Raw genomic sequence first — 20,130 nt, 5'->3', positions numbered from 1 at the left:
CGGCAGCGGCGCACCCTGCACTCTTCCAACACAGGAGACAAACCATGCGGTTGAGCGGCAAGACGGCCGTCGTCACGGGCGGCGGCTCGGGCTTCGGCGAAGGGATCGCGAAGACGTATGCGCGCGAAGGCGCGAACGTCGTCGTCAACGACCTGAACGGCGCGGCGGCCGAGCGCGTGGCGAGCGAGATCGCGCTGGCCGGTGGCAAGGCGATCGCATTCGCCGGCGACGTGTCGCGCGACGCCGACTGGCGTGCGCTGCTGCAGGCCGCGCTCGACGATTTCCATGCGGTGCAGATCGTCGTCAACAACGCGGGCACCACGCACCGCAACAAGCCGGTGCTCGACGTGACGGAAGCCGAATTCGATCGCGTGTACGCGGTGAACATGAAGAGCCTGTTCTGGAGCGTGCAGACCTTCGTCCCGTACTTCCGCGCGCAGGGCGGCGGCGTGTTCGTCAACGTCGCATCGACGGCCGGCGTGCGGCCGCGCTCCGGCCTCGTCTGGTACAACAGCACGAAGGGCGCGATGATCACCGCCAGCAAGTCGCTCGCAGCCGAGCTCGGCCCCGACCGGATCCGCGTGAACTGCATCAACCCGGTGCTCGGCGAAACGGGCCTGATGACCGAGTTCATGGGCTGCGAGGACACGCCCGAAAACCGCCGCCGGTTCCTGTCGACGATTCCGCTCGGCCGCTTCTCGACGCCGCAGGACATCGCGAACGCCGCGCTCTACCTTGCATCCGACGAAGCCGAGTTCATCACGGGCGTCTGCCTCGAAGTCGACGGCGGCCGCTGCATCTAGCACGACGGCAACGGCGCCGCGCCGCCGCGGCCGGCCGGCGCCGGCGTCACGCACCGGCCATGCTTCGCACGACACCGGATCGCGCGCCCGATCCGGCCCATCACGACCCACGACAAGAAAGGACAGGAGACAACATGGCAACATCGACGCATTCGCTGCCGGGCTCGTCCGGCGCATTCGAGGAAGCGACCTACCGCAAGGTGTCGTGGCGGCTCACGCCGCTCCTGCTGCTGTGCTACGTGGTCGCGTATCTCGATCGCGTCAACGTCGGTTTCGCGAAGCTGCAGATGGCGAGCGACCTGAATCTGAGCGATACCGTCTACGGGCTCGGCGCCGGGATCTTCTTCTTCGGCTACTTCCTGTTCGAGGTGCCGAGCAACATCATCCTGCACAAGGTCGGCGCGCGCGTGTGGATCGCACGCATCATGGCCACGTGGGGCGTGATCTCGATCCTGACGATGTTCGTCACGACACCCGCGATGTTCTACGTGATGCGCTTCCTGCTCGGCGTCGCCGAGGCCGGCTTCTTCCCCGGCGTGATCCTGTACCTCACGTACTGGTATCCCGCGCACCGGCGCGGCCGGATGACCACCTTCTTCATGACGGCCGTCGCGCTGTCCGGCGTGATCGGCGGGCCGCTCTCCGGCTTCATCCTGAAGGCGTTCAACGGCGTGAGCGGCTGGCACGGCTGGCAATGGCTGTTCCTGCTCGAGGGGATTCCGTCGGTGCTGGCCGGCGTGCTGGTGTTCTTCGCGCTCGACGACCGCATCGCGCGCGCGGCGTGGCTCACCGACGAGGAAAAGGCGCTGCTCGCGCGCAACGTCGACGCGGAGGAAGCGACCAAGCAAGACCTCGCGCTCGGCGCCGTGATGTCGAGCCCGCGCGTGTGGCTGATGGCGCTGATCTACTTCTCGTTCGTGATGGGGCTATACGGCGTGGGCTTCTGGTTGCCGACGATCATCAAGGCGACCGGCGTGACCGACACGCTGAAGATCGGCCTGCTGTCCGCGATTCCGTATGCGGCGGCGGTGGTCGCGATGATCCTGATCGCGCGCAGCGCGGACAAGCGGCGCGAGCGGCGCTGGCACCTCGCGATCCCGGCCGCGATCGGCGCGCTCGGGCTCGTGCTGTCGGTGATGTGGGCGCACGAGACGGCGCTGGCGATGCTCGGTCTCACGCTCGCGACGATCGGCATCCTCACGACGCTGCCGCTGTTCTGGAGCCTGCCGACGGCGTTCCTCGGCGGCGCGGCGGCCGCGGCCGGCATCGCGATGATCAACTCGATCGGCAACCTCGCGGGCTTCCTGAGCCCATACATGATGGGCTGGCTCAAGCAGGCGACGGGCGCCAACGATGCCGGCATGTATCTGCTCGCCGCGTTCCTCGTGCTCGGCGGCCTGCTCGCGCTGTCGGTGCCGAAGCGGCTCGTCGACAAATGAGGCGCGCGGCGTGACGCCGCGGCCGGCCGCCGCCCCGCCGCGCACACGCGCAAAAAAGCCCCGAAGCCGGAAGGCGTTCGGGGCTTGTGATCGTGCGGCGAACGCGCGCCGCGCGCGTCACACCGTCGTGATCGCGAGCGCGCTTTCGCGATAGTGCTTCGCGGCCTTGTCGGTTTCGCCGAGATGCTCGAACAGGCGGGCCAGCGCGCGATGCGTGCGCACCTTCAGCGCGTCGTTGTCGGCCTGCTTCAGCGCGGCCTCCAGGAACGACTGCGCCTTGCCCCACAGCTGCTGTTGCTGGCACAGACGGCCGAGCGCGAACAGCAGGTCGGCATCGTCCGGATGATCCTTCTTCCAGCCCTCGGCCTTCTGGATCAGCGGCAGCGCGTCGTTGCCGGCCGTGTCCGGATAGCGGCGCAACAGCCGAGCATCCCAGTTGTGCGCGAGCGCATCCTCGACGATGCGGCGCGCCTCCGTGCGGCGCTCCAGCGACACCAGCAGCTCGGCCGCGAGATCGGCGAGGCGCGGCGACTGGCGCTCGAGCGCCGACAGCGACTGCCACACTTCGAGCAGCGCGTCCGCATCGTGCCGACGCTCGCGCAGCAGATTCTCGGCTGCCTGCTGGCGCAGCCGGACCGCCGCGGCCGGATGCAGCGCGTCGCGCTTCTCGAGCGCCTTCGCCAGCTTCAGCACCTCGGCCCAGTTCTTCAGCTGCTGCTGCGCACGCAGCGCGACCTGCTGCGCATGGATGCGCTTGCCGCCCGCCTGCAAATCGGCCAGCGCGGCGAGCGCACCGTCGGCGTCGCGTGCATCGGCGCGCATGTCGGCCGTCGCGAGCAGCCGCGCGTCCTGCCATTCGGGCGCGTCGACCTTCGACAGCCAGTCGTCGCGACGCGTGTACTCGTGCATGCGGTGCGCGGCGGTCGCGGCGACGAGACTCGCCGCACCCTGGTTCGCGTCGACCGCCATCGCATCGCGCGCGGCCTTCTCGGCGCGCGAGAAGCGGCCCGCGTACAGGTTCGCGATCGCATCGCGCAGCGACGACTGCGCCTTCTCGTTGCGCGCACGCGCACGATACGCGGCGACGCGCCGCGGCATCAGCCAGATGTTGCGCACGATGCGCATCAGCGCATAGACGACGATGAACAGCACGACGATGCCGATCACGAACAGGTTCAGCGACACGTCGACACGGTACGGCGGATAGACGAGCAGCACCTGCCCCGCGTCGAAGCGGCCGACGGTGGCGAGTGCCGCGGCGATCGCGAACAGGATCGCGAGCCAGACGATTCCTCGAAGCGTCATCGTTACCCCCGGCTCTTGAACTGCTGAACGGCGTTCAGGCTCGTGTTCAGGTTCGGCACCGCGACCGTCAGCGATGCGCCGTCGACCTGCTTGAGCAGATCCTCGACCGATTGCGTGTCCTTCGAGGCCTGATCGAAATACTTGCCGAGCGACGCCTGCGCAGCGTGGAGGTCGGACTTCATCGCCGCGTCGTTGCGCGCGAGCAGCGACAGCCGCGCGGTGAGCAGGCGCAGCTTCACGTTCTCGCGCACGAAGTAGCCCTGGTCGGGCGACGCGAGCATCGCGTCCGCGTTGTCGATGCGGCGCACCTGCACGAGGCCCTTCAACTGCTGGCCGAGGCCCGCCGAGAAATCGTGCCACCACACCTTCCAGCGCGGCTCGCCGGCCGCGGCGGCGGGCGCAGCGGACGACGCGGCGGCGGACGGTGCGGCCTTCGGCGCCGCGTGCGCGACGATCGCCTCGCCCGACAGCGGCAGCGCGTCGATTTTCGCGATCGCGTCGTCGAGCTTGATCGCGAGGCCCGTGAGGTCGGCCGACGGCGCGGCCTTCAGCTTCTCGATGTCCTGCGCGAGCGCCTTGCGCACCGTGACGGCCTGGGCGCTCTGCGACGTCGCGAGGCGCGCGTCGGCATTCTGCAGCGCGATCAGCGCGAGCTGCGTGTTGCCGGTCAGCTGCAGCTGCTGGCTCGCGCTCGACAGCATCTGGTCGACTTCCTCGAGCATCCATGCGTCGCGGTTGCGCGACAGGTCCTGGTATTGCTGCTGCAGCGCCTGCTGGGCGCTCTGCGCGTCGGCGAGCTTGCCGTCGAGCTGCGCGAGCTGCGTGTCGACCTGGTGCGTGCCCGTGAGCGCCTGTTCGGTCTTCGTCCGCAGCTCGGCCGTCTGCGCGTCGAGCGACTTCTGGCGTGCGACGAACGAAGCGTCGAGCCGGTCGACTTTGCGGTTCAGCGCATAGCCGCCGACGCCCGCCGCGCAGCCGAGCACGACGATGACGAACCACAGCGCCGCGCTGCCGCCGCGGCGCGCCGGCGGTTCGGACGCAACGTAAGAGGGACTGCGCGGCGGCGCGGAGGCAGCGGCCGGCTGGGAAGCGACGCTTTTGGAATCGTTGGTATCTGTCATGCGTTTAGTCACCGGTGCGGCTGTCGCCGGTTGGACGGCCTCGTCGGCCATCGTTCGAAACGCGCGGACGATGCGCTCATCGCCCGCGCCGGTCAGCGTAATCCTATCAAAACCGAGTGCGCGCGCGGTCTGCTCGATCCGCGGGTGCGGCGCGAGGAGCCGCGCATGCTTCAAGGCGTCGATCTCGGCGTCGTTCAAATGGGTCCGCGCGAGTTCGTGCAGGTTGCGCACGCCTTCGGAACTCGTGACGAGCCACGCGTGCGGTGCGCCGGCCAGCAGCGCATGCACGCGCTCCCACGCGCCGACCCGCGGCTCGGGCACGACGCGCCGGTATGCCGCGACCAGCGTGACCTCGGCGCCGGCTTCGCGCAGGCGCTCGGCGAGCCATTCGCGGCCGCCGTCGCCGCGCACGATCAGCACGCGCTTGCCTGCGAGCGCCTGCGCGCCGCCGAAGGCGGCCTCGATGCAGGCGAACAGGCTTTCCGAATCGTAGCGCGGCACGCCGCCGTCGGCGCCGGCCTGCGGCGCGATCACGCGATGCGCGGGCGCCGCGATCCCGTGACGCGCGAGCGCCGCGACGCTGCCGGGGCCGACGACGCCGACCGGCAGCGCATTCGGCCAGATCGCGCCGTAGTACGCGAGCGCACGGTCGATCGCGTTCGGCGACACGAAGATCACGAGCGCGTAGTCGGCCAGCGTCGCGAACGCGGCGACGAGCGGCGCCGGATCGTCGAGCGGCGCGATGTCAATCAGCGGAAATTCGAGCACGTCGCAGCCGGCGTCGGCGAGCTGCGCCGCAAGGGCGGCCGACTGGCCGTCCGGGCGGGTCAGGACAGCGGTGAACGCGCGCGCGCCGCCCGCCATCAGGCGTCGCCCTTGCCGACCTGCGAGCCGGCGAGCAATGCATTGACGATGTCGCGCGCGCCCTGCGCGTCGAGCTCGTCGGACACCGCGCGGCCGAGCGCGAGCGCATCGGCGGCGGTCATGACCGCGCCGCACGCTTGCGCGCTCAGCACGCGCCGGCCGTCGGTGGTCGACACGCGGCCGGTCAGGTACAGCTCGCCGGCACGCCACACCGCATGCGCGGCGAGCGGCACTTCGCAGCTGCCGCCGAGCGCGCGCGACACCATCCGCTCGGCTTCGACCGCGAGCGCGGTGTGCGGGTCGTGCAGCGGCGCGAGCCATTGCGCGACGTCGCTGCGGTGCGCGGCGATCTCGATGCCGAGCGCGCCCTGGCCGGCGGCCGGCAGGCTGTCTTCGACGTCGATCAGCGCGCGGATCCGCGCCTCGAGGCCGAGACGCTTCAGGCCGGCGGCCGCGAGGATGATCGCCGCGTAGTCGCCGCGGTCGAGCTTCGCGAGGCGCGTGTCGAGATTGCCGCGCAGCGGCAGCACGTTCAGATGCGGATAGCGGGCGCGCAGCATCGCTTCGCGGCGCAGGCTCGACGTGCCGACGACGGCGCCCGCCGGCAGCGCGTCGAGCGATGCGTAGTCGTTCGACACGAACGCGTCGCGCGCGTCCTCGCGCGCCATGATCGCGGCCAGCGCGAAGCCGTCGGGCAGCGCCATCGGCACGTCCTTCAGCGAATGCACGGCGAGATCGGCACGGCCGTCGGCGAGCGCATTCTCCAGCTCTTTCACGAACAGGCCCTTGCCGCCGACCTTCGACAGCGTGCGATCGAGAATCTGATCGCCGCGCGTCGTCATCCCGAGGATTTTCACGTCACAAGCTGGATATAATTTGCGCAGCGCATCACGCACGTGTTCGGCTTGCCACATCGCCAGGCGGCTCTCGCGCGACGCAATCGTCAACGTCGCGGGGGCTGGCGCCGATTTCGGCCCGGCCGAAAAGGTCTCGGAATTCATTGCTGGAACATCGAAGGACGGGATTGAAGACCGAACAATGGTAGCACGCAGGCCCCCGCCCGCCCGGGCGCGGCGCCTGCATCCGCGGCGCCCGGGCGCGCGCGGCGCCACCGCGGCGCCACCAATGCGCGGATGTGCCGCACGTAGCTGGTTGCTTGATCGCAGTTCCGCAGTCCCCGCAGTCCCTTTTGACTCGAGCTTTCCCAAGGAAACCCATCGTGAAGTCTTCCGGATCGGCGCGTACGGCGCGCCGCAATGCTGCCCTGCCCTCCACCGACGCCCAGACGGGCGCCCTCGCCACCGTCGCGAACGGCCGTGCGAAACCGGCAACGAAACCGAAAGACTCGATACGTCAGACAAAACGCACGACGAAGGCGGCCGGCGCGTCGAAGCCCGCCGCGCGCACGCGCGAGGACAAGGACGGCCCGCTGTTCGAGGACATCCGCTTCCTCGGCCGCCTGCTCGGCGACGTCGTGCGAGAACAGGAAGGCGACACCGTGTTCGACGTCGTCGAAACGATTCGTCAGACCGCGGTGAAGTTTCGCCGCGAGGACGACAGCCAAGCCGCGCAGACGCTCGAGAAGAAGCTGCGCAAGCTGACGCCGGAACAGACGGTGAGCGTGGTGCGCGCGTTCAGCTACTTCTCGCATCTCGCGAACATCGCGGAAGATCGCCATCACAACCGCCGCCGCCGCATTCACGCGCTCGCGGGCTCCGCGCCGCAACCGGGCACCGTCGCGTACGCGCTCGAACAGCTGAAGACGAGCGGCAACGCATCGAAGCGCGTGCTGCAGCGCTTCTTCGACGATGCGCTGATCGTGCCGGTGCTGACTGCGCACCCGACCGAGGTGCAGCGCAAGAGCATCCTCGACGCGCAGCACGACATCGCGCGCCTGCTCGCCGAACGCGACCAGCCGCTGACCGCGCGCGAACGCGCCTACAACGAATCGATGCTGCGCGCGCGCGTGACCGCGCTGTGGCAGACGCGCATGCTGCGCGACGCGCGCCTGACGGTCGGCGACGAGATCGAGAACGCGCTGTCGTACTACCGCGCCACCTTCCTCGACGAACTGCCCGCGCTGTACGGCGACATCGAAGCCGCGCTCGCCGAGCACGGCCTGCCCGCACGCGTGCCCGCGTTCTTCCAGATGGGCAGCTGGATCGGCGGCGATCGCGACGGCAACCCGAACGTGACGGCCGCGACGCTCGACGAAGCGATCAACCGCCAGGCCGCGGTGATCCTCGAACACTATCTGGAACAGGTGCACAAGCTCGGCGCCGAACTCTCCGTGTCGAACCTGCTGGTGGGCGCGAACGACGCGGTGAAGGCGCTCGCCGCCGCGTCGCCGGACCAGTCGCCGCACCGCGTCGACGAACCCTACCGCCGCGCGCTGATCGGCATCTACACGCGGCTCGCGGCGAGCGCGCGCGTGCGCCTCGGCGAGGGCACCGTGCCGGTGCGCAGCGCGGGCCGCGGTGCGCCGCCGGTGCGCGCGGTGCCGTACGCCGATTCCGAAGCGTTCGTCGCCGACCTGAAGGTGCTGACCGCGTCGCTCGAAGAACATCACGGCGCGTCGCTCGCCGCGCCGCGCCTCACGCCGCTGATGCGCGCAGCCGAAGTGTTCGGCTTCCACCTCGCGAGCATCGACCTGCGCCAGAGCTCCGACATCCACGAAGCGGTGGTCGCCGAGCTGTTCGCGCGCGCGGGCGTGCATGCCGACTACGCGTCGCTGTCCGAGGACGACAAGCTGATCGCGTTGCTGGCCGCGCTCGCCGATCCGCGCCCGCTGCGCTCGCCGTACATCGAATACTCGGCGCTCGCGCAAAGCGAGCTGGGCGTGTTCGAGAAGGCACGCGAGGTGCGCGCGCAGTTCGGGCCGCGCGCGGTGCGCAACTACATCATCTCGCACACGGAGACGGTCAGCGACCTCGTCGAGGTGCTGCTGCTGCAGAAGGAAACGGGCCTGCTCGAAGGTGCGTTCGGCGCGGCGCACGACAGCGCGCGCAACGGCCTGATGGTGATCCCGCTGTTCGAAACCATTCCCGACCTGCGCGACGCCGCGCGCATCATGCGCGAATACTTCGCGCTGCCGGGCATCGAGGCGCTGATCGCGCATCAGGGCGCCGAGCAGGAAGTGATGCTCGGCTATTCGGACAGCAACAAGGACGGCGGCTTCCTGACGTCGAACTGGGAGCTGTATCGCGCGGAGCTCGCGCTCGTCGACCTGTTCCGCGACCGCAAGATCACGCTGCGCCTGTTCCACGGCCGCGGCGGCACGGTCGGCCGCGGCGGCGGCCCGACCTATCAGGCGATCCTGTCGCAGCCGCCGGGCACCGTGAACGGCCAGATCCGCCTCACCGAACAGGGCGAGGTGATCGCGAGCAAGTTCGCCAACCCGGAGATCGGCCGGCGCAACCTCGAAACCGTGGTGGCCGCGACGCTCGAGGCGTCGCTGCTGCCGCAGTCGAACGCGCCCGCGCAACTGCCCGCGTTCGAAGCCGCGATGCAGGCGCTGTCGGACGCGGCGATGGCGTCGTATCGCGCGCTCGTCTACGAAACGCCCGGCTTCACCGACTACTTCTTCGCGGCCACGCCGATCACCGAGATCGCCGAGCTGAACATCGGCAGCCGCCCGGCGTCGCGCAAGCTGCAGGACCCGAAGAACCGCCGGATCGAGGATCTGCGCGCGATTCCGTGGGGCTTCTCGTGGGGCCAGTGCCGCTTGCTGCTGACCGGCTGGTACGGCTTCGGCAGCGCGGTGAGCGCGTATCTCGACGGCGCGCCGGACGTGGCCGCGCGCACGAAGCGCGTCGCGCTGCTGAAGAAGATGAACAAGACCTGGCCGTTCTTCGCGAACCTGCTGTCGAACATGGACATGGTGCTCGCGAAGACCGATCTCGCGGTCGCGTCGCGCTACGCGCAGCTGGTCGCCGACCGCAAGCTGCGCAAGCACGTGTTCGAGCGGATCGTCGCCGAATGGGAGCGCACCGCGCAGGCGCTCGCGGAGATCACCGGGCACGAAGGGCGCCTCGCGACCAACCCGCTGCTCGCGCGCTCGATCAAGAACCGCTTCCCGTATCTCGATCCGCTGAACCACCTGCAGGTCGAGCTGATCAAGCGTCACCGCGCGGGCGACACGAACGCGCGTCTGCGCCGCGGGATTCATCTGACGATCAACGGGATCGCGGCCGGGCTGCGCAACACGGGCTGATCCGCGTCCGGGGCGGTGGCGGGGGCGTGGCGCATCGCTTCGCGCCGGGTTCGCGCCACGGTCGCCATGGCCGCCGCGAACGGCAGCGGCCAAACGAAAGCCGCGATACGCGCTCTTGCGTATCGCGGCTTTTTTCATCGCACGGCGCGGCGCGTTGCGCGCGCCGGTCGGTGCGGGCGTTGCTCAGTGGGCTTCGGTCACTGCGCGCCGATCAGCACGCTTCGATCAGCAGCGCATCGTGCTCGAACGAACCGTCCGGCTGCACCGCGTAGTAGCCGCGCACTTCGTCCGGTGCATGCGCCCACAGCGCGCGGATGCCCGCGACGCTGTCGGCCGGCGTGCGGATCCGCTGCACCCACGTGTCGAAATCGATCGGCAGACGCCAGCGGCGTTGCACCTGCGCGTCGAACCCGGCGCCACGGAACATCGTGAGCCACTCGTCGGCGCGGTAATCGCGCACATGGGACGCATCGCGCAGCACTTCGGCCGCCTGCAGATACGTGTCAAGCAACGGATGATCGTTGCCCGCGATGTCGATCATCAGCACGCGCCCGCCCGGCTTCAGCACGCGGCGCATGTCGGCGAGCGCCGCCGGCACGTCGTGCCAGTGATGCGCGCTCATCCGGCTGATCACCCAGTCGAAGCTGGCCGCCTCGAACGGCAGCCGCTCGGCCGGCCCCTGCTGCGTGCGGACGTTCGCGAGCCCGCGCTCGCGCGCGGCGGCGTCGACGGTCGCGAGCATCGGCGCCGCGAGATCGTACGCGACCACGTCGCGCACGTGCGGCGCCACCGCGAAGCTCGCATGGCCCGCGCCGCAGCCGAGATCGAGCACCGCGGCCGCCGGCGTCGCGCGCACGGCGGCCGCCAGCATGTCGAGATCGGCGCCCGTCGCGTGGACCGTGCTCGTCAGATAGGCGGCAGCCGTCGTGCCGAATGCGTCGGCGACCTGGTCGTGGTGTTTCATCGTTCGCTCCTTGGTTGGATGCGCCCGCTGCCTGCCAGCGCGCGAATCGCTACAATAGGGCCGCGTTGGTACCAGTACAAGTTAAGCGGTTATTCTGGTATTCGTTACACCTGCCTGGCGCTTGCCGCGCCCGGCGTGCCCTTTTACGTCGATCCGTTCGCCCGAGTCGTTTCAGCCGCATTCGCATGAACCAGCCGTCCACTGCCCCTCACCCGCCGCTCGATGCCACGCCCGCCCGTGCGCTCGGCGAATTCATCCGCGCGCACCGCGAACGTCTGTCGCCGCAGGCCGTCGGCCTGCCGCCCGGCCCGCGCCGCCGTACGCCGGGGTTGCGGCGCGAGGAAGTCGCGCAGCTGTGCGGCGTCAGCCCGACCTGGTACACGTGGATCGAGCAGGGCCGGCCGGTGTCCGCGTCGGCCGACGCGCTCGCGCGCATCGCCGTCGCGCTGCAGCTGTCGAAGGCCGAGCGCGCCTACCTGTTCGAGCTGGCCGCGCAGCGCGACCCGGCCGAGCCCGACGTCGCGGCGGGCGACCTGCCGCCGACGCTCGCGGCGACCGTCGCCGCGATCGCCACGCCCGCGTACGTACTCGACCGGCAATGGAACGCGCTCGCGTGGAACGCGCCGGCCGCCGCGTTGTTTACCGGCTGGCTCGACGGCGAGCACGATCGCAATCTGCTGCGCTTCACGTTCATGGCGCCGTCCGCGCGTACGCTGATCGTCGACTGGGAGACGCGCGCGCGCCGGCTCGCGGCCGAATTCCGCGCGGACTCGATCCGCCACCTCGCCGATGCGCCGACCCGCGCGCTGATCGATGCGCTGATGGCCGGCAGCGAGGCGTTCGCGCAGTACTGGGCGTCGCAGGACGTGTTCGAGCGCGAGGGCGGTCGGCGCGAATTCGATCATCCGGCCGACGGCCGCGTCGTCTATCAGCAGATCACGCTGAAACCCGCGCACCGCGAAGATTTGAAGCTGGTCGTGCTCGTGCGCGACTGAGGCGGGGGAGGCGCGCGGGCGGCGGTGCTTGGTGCGCGATCTGCGATCTGCGGTCCGCGACTTGCGATCTGCGACACCGGCATCGGCGCCCGGGCCTGATATGTCAGCGCGGCAGGGCGCCCGGCGCCTGAACCCCGGCGCGTCCGTACGCCTGCACTCCTGAGCGCGTCTGCACCTCTGGCGTCTGCGCATCTGCACGCTGGCCCGCTGCACGGCTGCACGTCCCGGCCTCCGCCCCACGCCGCCCCATGCCCCGCGCGGCCGCGCGAGTCACGAATGCTAGAATTGCGGGATTCCCTCGGCGGCATACGGTCGCCCAACTCCCCTTCGAAGAATCGCCATGACGTCCCAACTGCACAAAAAGGGCGAGGCCTGGTCGGCCCGCTTCTCGGAACCGATGTCGGAGCTGGTCAAGCGCTACACGTCGTCGGTGTTTTTCGACAAGCGCCTCGCGCTCGTCGACATCGCCGGCTCGCTCGCGCACGCGAGCATGCTCGCCGCGCAGAAGATCATCAGCGCCGACGACCTCGCCGCGATCGAACGCGGGATGGCGCAGATCAAGGGCGAGATCGAGCGCGGCGAATTCGAATGGCAGCTGGATCTCGAGGACGTCCACCTGAACATCGAGGCGCGCCTCACCGCGCTGATCGGCGACGCCGGCAAGCGTCTGCACACGGGCCGCTCGCGCAACGACCAGGTCGCGACCGACATCCGCTTGTGGCTGCGCGGCGAGATCGACCGGATCGGCGGGCTGCTCAACGACCTGCGCGGCGCGCTGCTCGATCTCGCGGAACAAAACGCCGACACGATCATGCCGGGCTTCACGCACCTGCAGGTCGCGCAGCCGGTCACGTTCGGCCACCATCTGCTCGCCTATGTCGAGATGTTCACGCGCGACGCGCAGCGCATGCGCGACTGCCGCACGCGCGTGAACCGTCTGCCGCTCGGCGCGGCCGCGCTCGCCGGCACCAGCTATCCGATCGACCGTCATGCGGTCGCGAAGACGCTCGGCTTCGACGGCATCTGCGCGAATTCGCTCGACGCGGTGTCGGATCGCGACTTCGCGATCGAATTCACGGCCGCGTCCGCGCTCGTGATGACGCACGTGTCGCGCTTCTCGGAAGAGCTCGTGCTGTGGATGAGCCCGCGCGTCGGCTTCATCGACATCGCCGACCGCTTCTGCACCGGCAGCTCGATCATGCCGCAGAAGAAGAACCCCGACGTGCCCGAGCTCGCACGCGGCAAGACGGGCCGCGTCAACGGCCACCTGATGGCGCTGCTCACACTGATGAAGGGCCAGCCGCTCGCGTACAACAAGGACAACCAGGAAGACAAGGAGCCGCTGTTCGACACGGTCGACACCGTCGCCGACACGCTGCGGATCTTCGCCGAGATGGTCGCGGGCATCACCGTGAAGCCGGACGCGATGCGCGCGGCCGCGCTGCAGGGCTTCTCCACCGCGACCGACCTCGCCGATTACCTAGTGAAGCGCGGCCTGCCGTTCCGCGACGCGCACGAAGCCGTCGCGCACGCGGTGCGGATCTGCGACGATCGCGGCATCGATCTCGCCGACCTGACGCTCGACGAGATGAAGCAGGAACTGCCGAACGTCGCGCACCTGATCGGCGACGACGTGTTCGGCTACCTGACGCTCGAAGGTTCGGTCGCGAGCCGCAACCATCCGGGCGGCACCGCACCCGACCAGGTGCGTGCGGCGATCAAGGCCGCGCGCGCCGCCCTCGGCGAGTAAGCGGCCGTCGCGCACGGACGCTTCGGCGTCCCATTCCCATGATCCGGGCGGCCGTCGCGCCGCCCGTTGCCTGCCCCGCTTCGCCGCTTCCCGGAAACCGACGATGACCTTCTCCGCCGCGCTCTTCGACATGGACGGCCTGCTCGTCGATTCCGAGCGGACCATCATGAACACGTGGATCGACGTGTCGACCGCGCACGGCGTGGTGCTCACCGAGATCGACTACCTGCAGATCGTCGGCCGTTCGTTCGCCGAAGGCCAGGTGATCCTCGCGCGATTGATCGGCGACGCCGACACGTTCGACGCCGTACGCACCCGCGTGCGCGAGCAACTCGCCGCGCCCGAGCCGCATCCGAAGTTTCCGCTGAAGTCCGGTGCGCGCGCGCTGCTCGACACGCTCGCGCAGGCCGGCATTCCGTGCGCGGTCGCGTCGTCGTCCGCGCGCGACGTGATCCGTACGCGCCTCGACGCCGTCGGCGTGCTGCCGTACTTCCACGCGATCGCGGGCGGCGACGAAGTCGCGCGCGGCAAGCCCGACCCGGCCGTCTACCGGCTCGCGGCCGAGCGCCTCGGCGTGCCCGCGCACGCGTGCGTCGCGTTCGAGGACAGCGACTTCGGCGCGCAGTCGGCGGCCGGCGCCGGCGCCGCGGTCGTCACAGTGCCCGACCTGAAGGCGCCCACGCCCGAGATCGTCGCGCTGAGCCTGCACGTACTGGCATCGCTCGACGACGCGCTCGCGCTCGTGCCGTCGTGGTTCGGCCGTCTGGACACGCAGCAGCCGGCTTGACGCCCGGCACCGCGCGGCCGGCGCGGCCCATATGCAAACGGGCACCCGAAGGTGCCCGTTCGTTCATGCGTGACGTGCCCGCCAACCGGCGGTACAACGCGCGTTACTTGTTCCCCGCCGTCTCCGACAGCCGCTTCATCGTCGCGATCCGCGCGCCGATCAGATCGACACGCCCTTCCTCGCCGACGAGCGGCGCGGTCGCGTCGCGGAACGCGACCCACGCGCGCTGCGCGCGCACCAGCGTCGCCGCCGAATGCGCGGGCATCTTGCGGCGCAGCTTCTGGTAATAGCGGTTCAGGTCGAACAGCGCGTGCTCGCACGAAGCATCCTGCGCGCACGGCCGCACGCGGGCGAGCGCGGCATCGCGCGGCGCCGCGTTCGCCGGCTTGCCGCCGGTTGCCGCGGCGGCCGTTGCCGCGGCGGCCGCTGCCGCGCCGCTCGTGGCCGCGACCGGCACCGCCGCCGGCGGCGGCGCGTAGCGGTCGGCCGCCGCCCGCAGCGCCAGCGCGCGATCGCGCACCGGTTGCAGCTGCATGTCGGCGCTCGACATCGCATACGACGTGCCGCGCGTCGTGTCGTACACGGCCTTCAGCAGTTGAATCTCGTCCTTGCGCCACGTGACCCAGCGACGCTGGCTATCCTGCCAGCCGCGCTTCACGTCGGCCGGCGCGTCGTTCGACAGGCGCTGGTACGCGCCGTCCATCACCGTCTGCCACTGCCGTTGCGCTTCGCCCATGCACTGGATCTGGCCAGCCGTCGACGACCGGTCGCGCCGCGCGAGGCATTGCCGCATCGCGACGTCGATCGGGTCGGCGGCCGCGACTTCCGCGTGCGCGGCGCCCTGCCCGGCGATCCCCGCCGCCCAGACGACGAGCGCGGCCGCCGCCGCGCGCATCGTCCGGATTCGTCCGCGCGTCGCCATCAGTCGCGCACGCAATCGACGAAGTACTCGACGCGGCCGTTCACTTCTTCCGCGACGAGACCGTGGATGTCGGTATGGAAGCCGGGGAAGCGCTCGTTGAAGTCGCGCGCGAACCGCAGGTAGTTCACGATCGTCTTGTTGAAGCGCTCGCCCGGAATCAGCAGCGGGATGCCCGGCGGATACGGCGTGAGCAGAATGCTCGTCACGCGGCCTTCGAGCTCGTCGAGCGGCACGCGGTCGATCTTGCGGTGCGCGAGCTTCGCGAACGCATCCGACGGCTTCATCGCCGGCTCCATGTCGGACAGGTACATCTCCGTCGTCAGGCGGGCGATGTCGTTCGCGCGGTACACGTCGTGGATCTGCGTGCACAGGTCGCGCAGGCCGACGCGCTCGTAGCGCGGATGCTGCGCGACGAACTCCGGCAGCACGCGCCACAGCGGCTGGTTGTTGTCGTAGTCGTCCTTGAACTGCTGCAGCTCGGTGACCATCGAGTTCCAGCGGCCCTTCGTGATGCCGATCGTGAACATGATGAAGAACGAGTACAGGCCCGTCTTCTCGACGATGATGCCGTGCTCGGCCAGATACTTCGTGACGATCGCGGCCGGGATGCCCGTGTCGCCGAACTCTCCGTCGACGTCGAGCCCCGGCGTGATGATCGTCGCCTTGATCGGGTCGAGCATGTTGAAGCCTTCGGCCAGCGAGCCGAAGCCGTGCCAGTGATCGTTCGGCTTGAGCATCCAGTCTTCGCGCGAGCCGATGCCCTCGGCCGACAGGTCGTCCGGGCCCCACACGCTGAAGAACCAGTCGTCGCCGTATTCGGCGTCGACCTTGCGCATCGCGCGGCGGAAGTCGATCGCTTCGGCGATCGATTCCTCGACGAGCGCGGTGCCGCCCGGCGGCTCCATCATCGCGGCCGCGACGTCGCACGACGCGATGATCGCGTACTGCGGGCTCGTCGACGTGTGCATCAGATACGCCTCGTTGAAGCGGTGCTTGTCGAACGTCCGATTCTCCGAATCCTGCACGACGATCTGCGACGCCTGCGAGATGCCGGCGAGCAGCTTGTGCGTCGAGTGCGTCGCGAACACCAGCGCGCCGGTGCGCGGCCGGCCGTCGCCGATCGCGTGCATGTCGCGGTAGAAGTCGTGGAAGGTCGCGTGCGGCAGCCACGCTTCGTCGAAGTGCAGCGTGTCGAGCAGGTCGCCGAGCAGGTCCTTGATCATCTCGACGTTGTAGATCACGCCGTCGTAGGTGCTCTGCGTGATCGTGAGGATACGCGGCTTCATGTCCGGGTTCTCGCGCAGCGCCTCGCGCGCGAACGGGTTGGCCTCGATCTTCTTGCGGATGTTCTCCGGCTTGAATTCGTCGCGCGGGATCGGCCCGATGATGCCGAAGTGGTTGCGCGTCGGCGTGAGGAACACCGGAATCGCGCCGGTCATCGTGATCGCGTGCAGGATCGACTTGTGGCAGTTGCGGTCGACCAGCACGATGTCGCCGGGCGCGACCGTCGCGTGCCACACGATCTTGTTCGACGTCGACGTGCCGTTGGTCACGAAGAACAGGTGATCGGCGCTGAAGATCCGCGCGGCGTTGCGCTCGGACGCGGCGACCGGGCCGGTGTGATCGAGCAGCTGGCCGAGCTCGTCGACCGCGTTGCACACGTCGGCGCGCAGCATGTTCTCGCCGAAGAACTGATGGAACATCTGGCCGAGCGGGTTCTTCAGGAACGCGACGCCGCCCGAGTGGCCGGGGCAGTGCCACGAGTACGAGCCTTCGTCGGCGTACTTCACGAGTTCCTTGAAGAACGGCGGCGCGAGCGAGTCGAGATAGACCTTCGCCTCGCGGATGATGTGCCGCGCGACGAACTCCGGCGTGTCCTCGAACATGTGGATGAAGCCGTGCAGCTCGCGCAGGATGTCGTTCGGCAGGTGGCGCGACGTGCGCGTCTCGCCGTACAGGAAGATCGGGATGTCCGCATTGCGGCGGCGCACTTCGGTGACGAACGCGCGCAGCTCGATGATCGCGGTCGCGAGTTCGGGCAGCTCGCCGTCCGGGCCCGTTTCGCCGAGCATGAGTTCGTCGTCGTCGATCGACAGGATGAAGCACGACGCGCGGCTCGACTGCTGCGCGAACGACGTCAGATCGCCGTAGCTCGTGAGGCCGAGGACTTCGACGCCCTCCTTCTCGATCGCTTCGGCCAACGCCCGGATGCCGGAGCCCGAGATGTTCTCGGAGCGGAAATCTTCGTCGATGATGACGACGGGGAAACGAAACTTCATGGGCGATTCTCCAAAAAGAACGACCGCGGCGCGTCACGCGCAGCGGTCACCCGGAAACTGGTGAGACGTTATGCAAGCAGATCAGGTTTTCGGCAGCGTGACACCGCGCTGACCCTGATACTTGCCGCCGCGATCGGCGTACGACACGTCGCACACTTCGTCGCTTTCGAAGAACAACACCTGCGCGACGCCTTCGTTCGCGTAGATCTTCGCGGGCAGCGGCGTGGTATTCGAGAATTCCAGCGTGACGTAGCCTTCCCATTCGGGTTCGAACGGCGTCACGTTGACGATGATTCCGCAGCGCGCGTACGTCGACTTGCCGAGGCAGACGGTCAGCACCGTGCGCGGGATGCGGAAATATTCGACGGTGCGGGCCAGCGCGAACGAGTTCGGCGGGATGATGCACACGTCGCCCTTGAAATCGACAAACGAACCTTCGTCGAAGTTCTTCGGATCGACGATCGTCGAGTTGATGTTGGTGAAGATCTTGAATTCGTCCGCGCAGCGGATGTCGTAGCCGTAGCTCGACGTGCCGTAGCTGACGATCCTGCGGCCGTCCTCGGACGCGCGAACCTGATCGGGCACGAACGGCTCGATCATCTTGTGTTCTTCGGCCATGCGCCGAATCCACTTGTCGGACTTGATGCTCATAACGGGGCGCCAGGAAACGGTGCGTGACGGTGACAGACGGCGGCTGCCGCGTCGACGCGGCAGCCGGGAAAACCGGACATTTTACGCGATGATCGCCGCGTGTACGCGGCGGCGCTCAACGGATCACGCCGCAGGCGAGCGCGGGCCCCGCGCCGTGCTGCGCGAACGCCGGATCGCTCGGGTCGCGGTAGACCAGCGCCGCGCGGTTCAGCGCGGAGCGCACGCCGTCAAGGGCCAGATCGGGCGCGACGATGAAGCCGGCGGCGACGCCGTTCGCGTCCGCGTGGATGTTGCCGAGATCGCCGGCGACGCGCGCGCCGGCGCGCAGCCGGTCGGCGGCCGGCGCGAACACCTGGCCGGCGCTCGAGCCGTCGCCGGCGTTGCAGTCGCCGCGTTCGTGCACCTGCAGCGCGTGATCGGTGTTCGGCGGCAGCCCGACCAGGTTGTAAGTGACCTGGACGCCGTCCGGGCGCTCGACGAACGTGACCGCGCCGCGCGCCTGCGAGCCGACGGTCGGCTGCAACTGGGCGTCGGCGCGCTTCTCGTGCGTCGAGGAAAAGGAGGTACAGCCGGCCAGCAGGCCCAGCGCGGCGGCGGTCAGCAGCGCGCGCCGCGCGCGGCCGACGCGCGCGCCGTGGTGTCGTTGGTTCATTCGATCCTCATGCCGGCTGGCGGCCGTTGTAACACGGCGGCCATGCCGGGCGGGTAAAGGGACCCGGGGAAAGTCGCCATGATACCGCGCCTCGCGGCGCCGTAAACAGCGTGCAGGCCCGCCCCGCAAGGGCTTTAAGTATTCTGAACAACGATCGACGGGAACTTCGACGTCATGTCGCGCGCCCGTTCCGCGATCGCCAGCGCGACGCCGCGCGCGATGTCGCGATAGCGCCGCGCCAGCGCGCCGTCCGGGTCGGCCACGACCGTCGGCGTGCCGCTGTCGGCGCGCTCGCGGATCGCGATGTCGAGCGGCAGGCTGCCGAGCACGTCGACGTCGTAGTCCTTCGCCATCCGCTCGGCGCCGCCCGCGCCGAAGATGTACTCCTCGTGCCCGCAGTTCGAGCAGACGTGGATGCTCATGTTCTCGACGATGCCGAGGATCGGAATGCCGACCTTCTCGAACATCTTCAGCCCCTTCTTCGCGTCGAGCAGCGCGATGTCCTGCGGCGTCGTCACGATCACCGCGCCCGTCACCGGCACGCGCTGCGCGAGCGTGAGCTGGATGTCGCCGGTGCCCGGCGGCATGTCGACGATCAGGTAGTCGAGCTCGCGCCAGTTGGTCTGCCGCAGCAGCTGCTCGAGCGCCGACGTCGCCATCGGGCCGCGCCACACCATCGGATTGTCCTCGTCGATCAGAAAGCCGATCGAGTTCGCCTGCAGCCCGTGACCGACCAGCGGGTTCATCGACTGGTTGTCCGGCGACTCGGGGCGCTGGCCGTGGATGCCGAGCATCGTCGGCAGCGACGGGCCGTAGATGTCGGCGTCGAGAATGCCGACCGACGCGCCTTCGGCGGCGAGCGCGAGCGCCAGGTTCACGGCCGTCGTGCTCTTGCCGACGCCGCCCTTGCCCGACGCGACCGCGACGATGTTCTTCACGTTCGGCAGCAGCTTCACGCCGCGCTGCACCGTGTGCGCGACGATCTCCTGCGACACGGCGACACGTGCGTCACGCACGCCCGGCACGGCCTGGAGGGCCGCCGCGACGCGCGCGCGCACGTCATCGTGCTGGCTGCGCGCCGGATAGCCGAGCACCACGTCGACCGCCACGACGTCGCCATCGATCGCGACGTTGCGCACGCCCTTGTTGGCCGCATACGGACGGCCGGTGTTGGGGTCGACGACAGCCGCCAGCGCGGCGTCGACTTGTGCCCGGTCAATGCTCATCGAAACTCCGTGAAATCGTTTTTCCACGCGCAATCGTCAAAAAAGATCAAATTACGCAGCAAAAATCAGGAAAAGTGAAAGAATCTGTTGCACGCCATTGCGCGAATGCGCACGACGGCGCAATCTTCGCGTGCGGTATGCTATGGGGCCAAATCGGCC

At 69.2% G+C, this 20,130-nt stretch carries 15 protein-coding genes; 6 read left to right on the top strand and 9 right to left on the bottom strand.

All coding sequences use genetic code 11. The features are described 5' to 3' along the window. Positions 1-44: 44 nt before the first annotated feature. Both MBR110_RS05980 and MBR110_RS05975 read left to right on the top strand, forming a co-directional pair. Positions 45-803 carry an SDR family oxidoreductase gene (locus tag MBR110_RS05980; RefSeq protein WP_014723451.1) on the top strand — a complete coding sequence of 253 codons (759 nt, stop codon included), beginning with the start codon at positions 45-47 and terminating at the stop codon, positions 801-803. Between the two features lie 134 nt (positions 804-937). Then, positions 938-2,242 (top strand): MFS transporter, encoded by a 1,305-nt coding sequence (locus MBR110_RS05975; protein WP_011885696.1) that lies wholly within the window; start codon positions 938-940, stop codon positions 2,240-2,242. Positions 2,243-2,359: 117 nt separating this feature from the next. Here MBR110_RS05975 and MBR110_RS05970 read toward each other — a convergent pair whose 3' ends face one another. From MBR110_RS05970 to hemC, 3 genes are read right to left on the bottom strand one after another with little or no spacing between them, the layout of a single operon-like run. Beyond that, positions 2,360-3,547, bottom strand: a complete 1,188-nt coding sequence (locus tag MBR110_RS05970; protein WP_014723454.1) for a heme biosynthesis protein HemY — start codon at positions 3,545-3,547, stop codon at positions 2,360-2,362. Between the two features lie 2 nt (positions 3,548-3,549). Further along, positions 3,550-5,532: a fused uroporphyrinogen-III synthase HemD/membrane protein HemX gene (gene hemDX, locus MBR110_RS05965; protein ID WP_126220395.1), complete on the bottom strand. Its 1,983-nt coding sequence runs from the start codon at positions 5,530-5,532 to the stop codon at positions 3,550-3,552. Further along, a complete protein-coding gene (hemC, locus tag MBR110_RS05960; protein ID WP_011885699.1) occupies positions 5,532-6,533 on the bottom strand; it encodes a hydroxymethylbilane synthase in 1,002 nt (333 codons plus the stop codon). Before hemC ends, hemDX begins: the two co-directional genes overlap by 1 nt. 218 nt (positions 6,534-6,751) lie before the next feature. On the opposite strand from hemC, the gene ppc reads away from it, so the two are divergent. Beyond that, positions 6,752-9,745 carry a phosphoenolpyruvate carboxylase gene (gene ppc, locus MBR110_RS05955; protein WP_014723456.1) on the top strand — a complete coding sequence of 998 codons (2,994 nt, stop codon included), beginning with the start codon at positions 6,752-6,754 and terminating at the stop codon, positions 9,743-9,745. Between the two features lie 211 nt (positions 9,746-9,956). On the opposite strand, the gene MBR110_RS05950 is transcribed toward ppc, so the two are convergent. Then, positions 9,957-10,709, bottom strand: coding sequence for a class I SAM-dependent methyltransferase (locus MBR110_RS05950; protein WP_181709216.1), 753 nt, complete (start codon positions 10,707-10,709; stop codon positions 9,957-9,959). 185 nt (positions 10,710-10,894) lie between these two features. On the opposite strand from MBR110_RS05950, the gene MBR110_RS05945 reads away from it, so the two are divergent. From MBR110_RS05945 to MBR110_RS05935, 3 genes are all read left to right on the top strand, one after another. Then, the gene (locus MBR110_RS05945; RefSeq protein WP_011885702.1) at positions 10,895-11,704 is read left to right on the top strand and encodes a helix-turn-helix transcriptional regulator; all 810 of its coding nucleotides are present in this window, start codon (positions 10,895-10,897) and stop codon (positions 11,702-11,704) included. A 340-nt stretch (positions 11,705-12,044) separates the two neighbouring features. After that, positions 12,045-13,454, top strand: a complete 1,410-nt coding sequence (gene argH / locus MBR110_RS05940) for an argininosuccinate lyase (protein ID WP_011885703.1) — start codon at positions 12,045-12,047, stop codon at positions 13,452-13,454. 103 nt (positions 13,455-13,557) lie between these two features. Continuing rightward, positions 13,558-14,241: an HAD family hydrolase gene (locus MBR110_RS05935; protein WP_011885704.1), complete on the top strand. Its 684-nt coding sequence runs from the start codon at positions 13,558-13,560 to the stop codon at positions 14,239-14,241. 103 nt (positions 14,242-14,344) lie between these two features. Here the strand turns inward: MBR110_RS05935 and MBR110_RS05930 are convergent, their stop codons facing one another. The 5 genes from MBR110_RS05930 to apbC form a co-directional block, all read right to left on the bottom strand. Then, entirely contained in the window at positions 14,345-15,163 is an 819-nt protein-coding gene (locus MBR110_RS05930; RefSeq protein WP_034192600.1) for a lysozyme inhibitor LprI family protein, read from the bottom strand. Continuing rightward, positions 15,163-17,442: an arginine/lysine/ornithine decarboxylase gene (locus tag MBR110_RS05925; protein ID WP_011885706.1), complete on the bottom strand. Its 2,280-nt coding sequence runs from the start codon at positions 17,440-17,442 to the stop codon at positions 15,163-15,165. Before MBR110_RS05925 ends, MBR110_RS05930 begins: the two co-directional genes overlap by 1 nt. 81 nt (positions 17,443-17,523) lie before the next feature. After that, entirely contained in the window at positions 17,524-18,093 is a 570-nt protein-coding gene (gene dcd, locus MBR110_RS05920; RefSeq protein WP_006398615.1) for a dCTP deaminase, read from the bottom strand. Positions 18,094-18,208: 115 nt separating this feature from the next. After that, positions 18,209-18,745: a superoxide dismutase [Cu-Zn] gene (gene sodC, locus MBR110_RS05915; protein WP_011885707.1), complete on the bottom strand. Its 537-nt coding sequence runs from the start codon at positions 18,743-18,745 to the stop codon at positions 18,209-18,211. 134 nt (positions 18,746-18,879) lie between these two features. Then, the gene (gene apbC, locus MBR110_RS05910; protein ID WP_060044851.1) at positions 18,880-19,971 is read right to left on the bottom strand and encodes an iron-sulfur cluster carrier protein ApbC; all 1,092 of its coding nucleotides are present in this window, start codon (positions 19,969-19,971) and stop codon (positions 18,880-18,882) included. Positions 19,972-20,130: the final 159 nt, after the last annotated feature.

The organism is Burkholderia sp. MBR-1 (assembly GCF_013822785.1).
In the GTDB taxonomy this organism is placed as follows: Bacteria; Pseudomonadota; Gammaproteobacteria; order Burkholderiales; family Burkholderiaceae; genus Burkholderia; species Burkholderia vietnamiensis.
The sequence above is the reverse complement of the archived record's forward strand: the minus strand, read 5'-3'. Positions and strand labels throughout refer to the sequence as shown.

Coding starts and splice junctions, on each gene's coding strand:
- MBR110_RS05980 (WP_014723451.1), top strand. CDS start 45: ATGCGGTTGAGCGGCAAGACGGCCGTCGTCACGGGCGGCGGCTCGGGC.
- MBR110_RS05975 (WP_011885696.1), top strand. CDS start 938: ATGGCAACATCGACGCATTCGCTGCCGGGCTCGTCCGGCGCATTCGAG.
- MBR110_RS05970 (WP_014723454.1), bottom strand. CDS start 3,547: ATGACGCTTCGAGGAATCGTCTGGCTCGCGATCCTGTTCGCGATCGCC.
- hemDX (WP_126220395.1), bottom strand. CDS start 5,532: ATGGCGGGCGGCGCGCGCGCGTTCACCGCTGTCCTGACCCGCCCGGAC.
- hemC (WP_011885699.1), bottom strand. CDS start 6,533: ATGAATTCCGAGACCTTTTCGGCCGGGCCGAAATCGGCGCCAGCCCCC.
- MBR110_RS05950 (WP_181709216.1), bottom strand. CDS start 10,709: ATGAAACACCACGACCAGGTCGCCGACGCATTCGGCACGACGGCTGCC.
- MBR110_RS05945 (WP_011885702.1), top strand. CDS start 10,895: ATGAACCAGCCGTCCACTGCCCCTCACCCGCCGCTCGATGCCACGCCC.
- argH (WP_011885703.1), top strand. CDS start 12,045: ATGACGTCCCAACTGCACAAAAAGGGCGAGGCCTGGTCGGCCCGCTTC.
- MBR110_RS05935 (WP_011885704.1), top strand. CDS start 13,558: ATGACCTTCTCCGCCGCGCTCTTCGACATGGACGGCCTGCTCGTCGAT.
- MBR110_RS05930 (WP_034192600.1), bottom strand. CDS start 15,163: ATGGCGACGCGCGGACGAATCCGGACGATGCGCGCGGCGGCGGCCGCG.
- MBR110_RS05925 (WP_011885706.1), bottom strand. CDS start 17,442: ATGAAGTTTCGTTTCCCCGTCGTCATCATCGACGAAGATTTCCGCTCC.
- dcd (WP_006398615.1), bottom strand. CDS start 18,093: ATGAGCATCAAGTCCGACAAGTGGATTCGGCGCATGGCCGAAGAACAC.
- sodC (WP_011885707.1), bottom strand. CDS start 18,745: ATGAACCAACGACACCACGGCGCGCGCGTCGGCCGCGCGCGGCGCGCG.
- apbC (WP_060044851.1), bottom strand. CDS start 19,971: ATGAGCATTGACCGGGCACAAGTCGACGCCGCGCTGGCGGCTGTCGTC.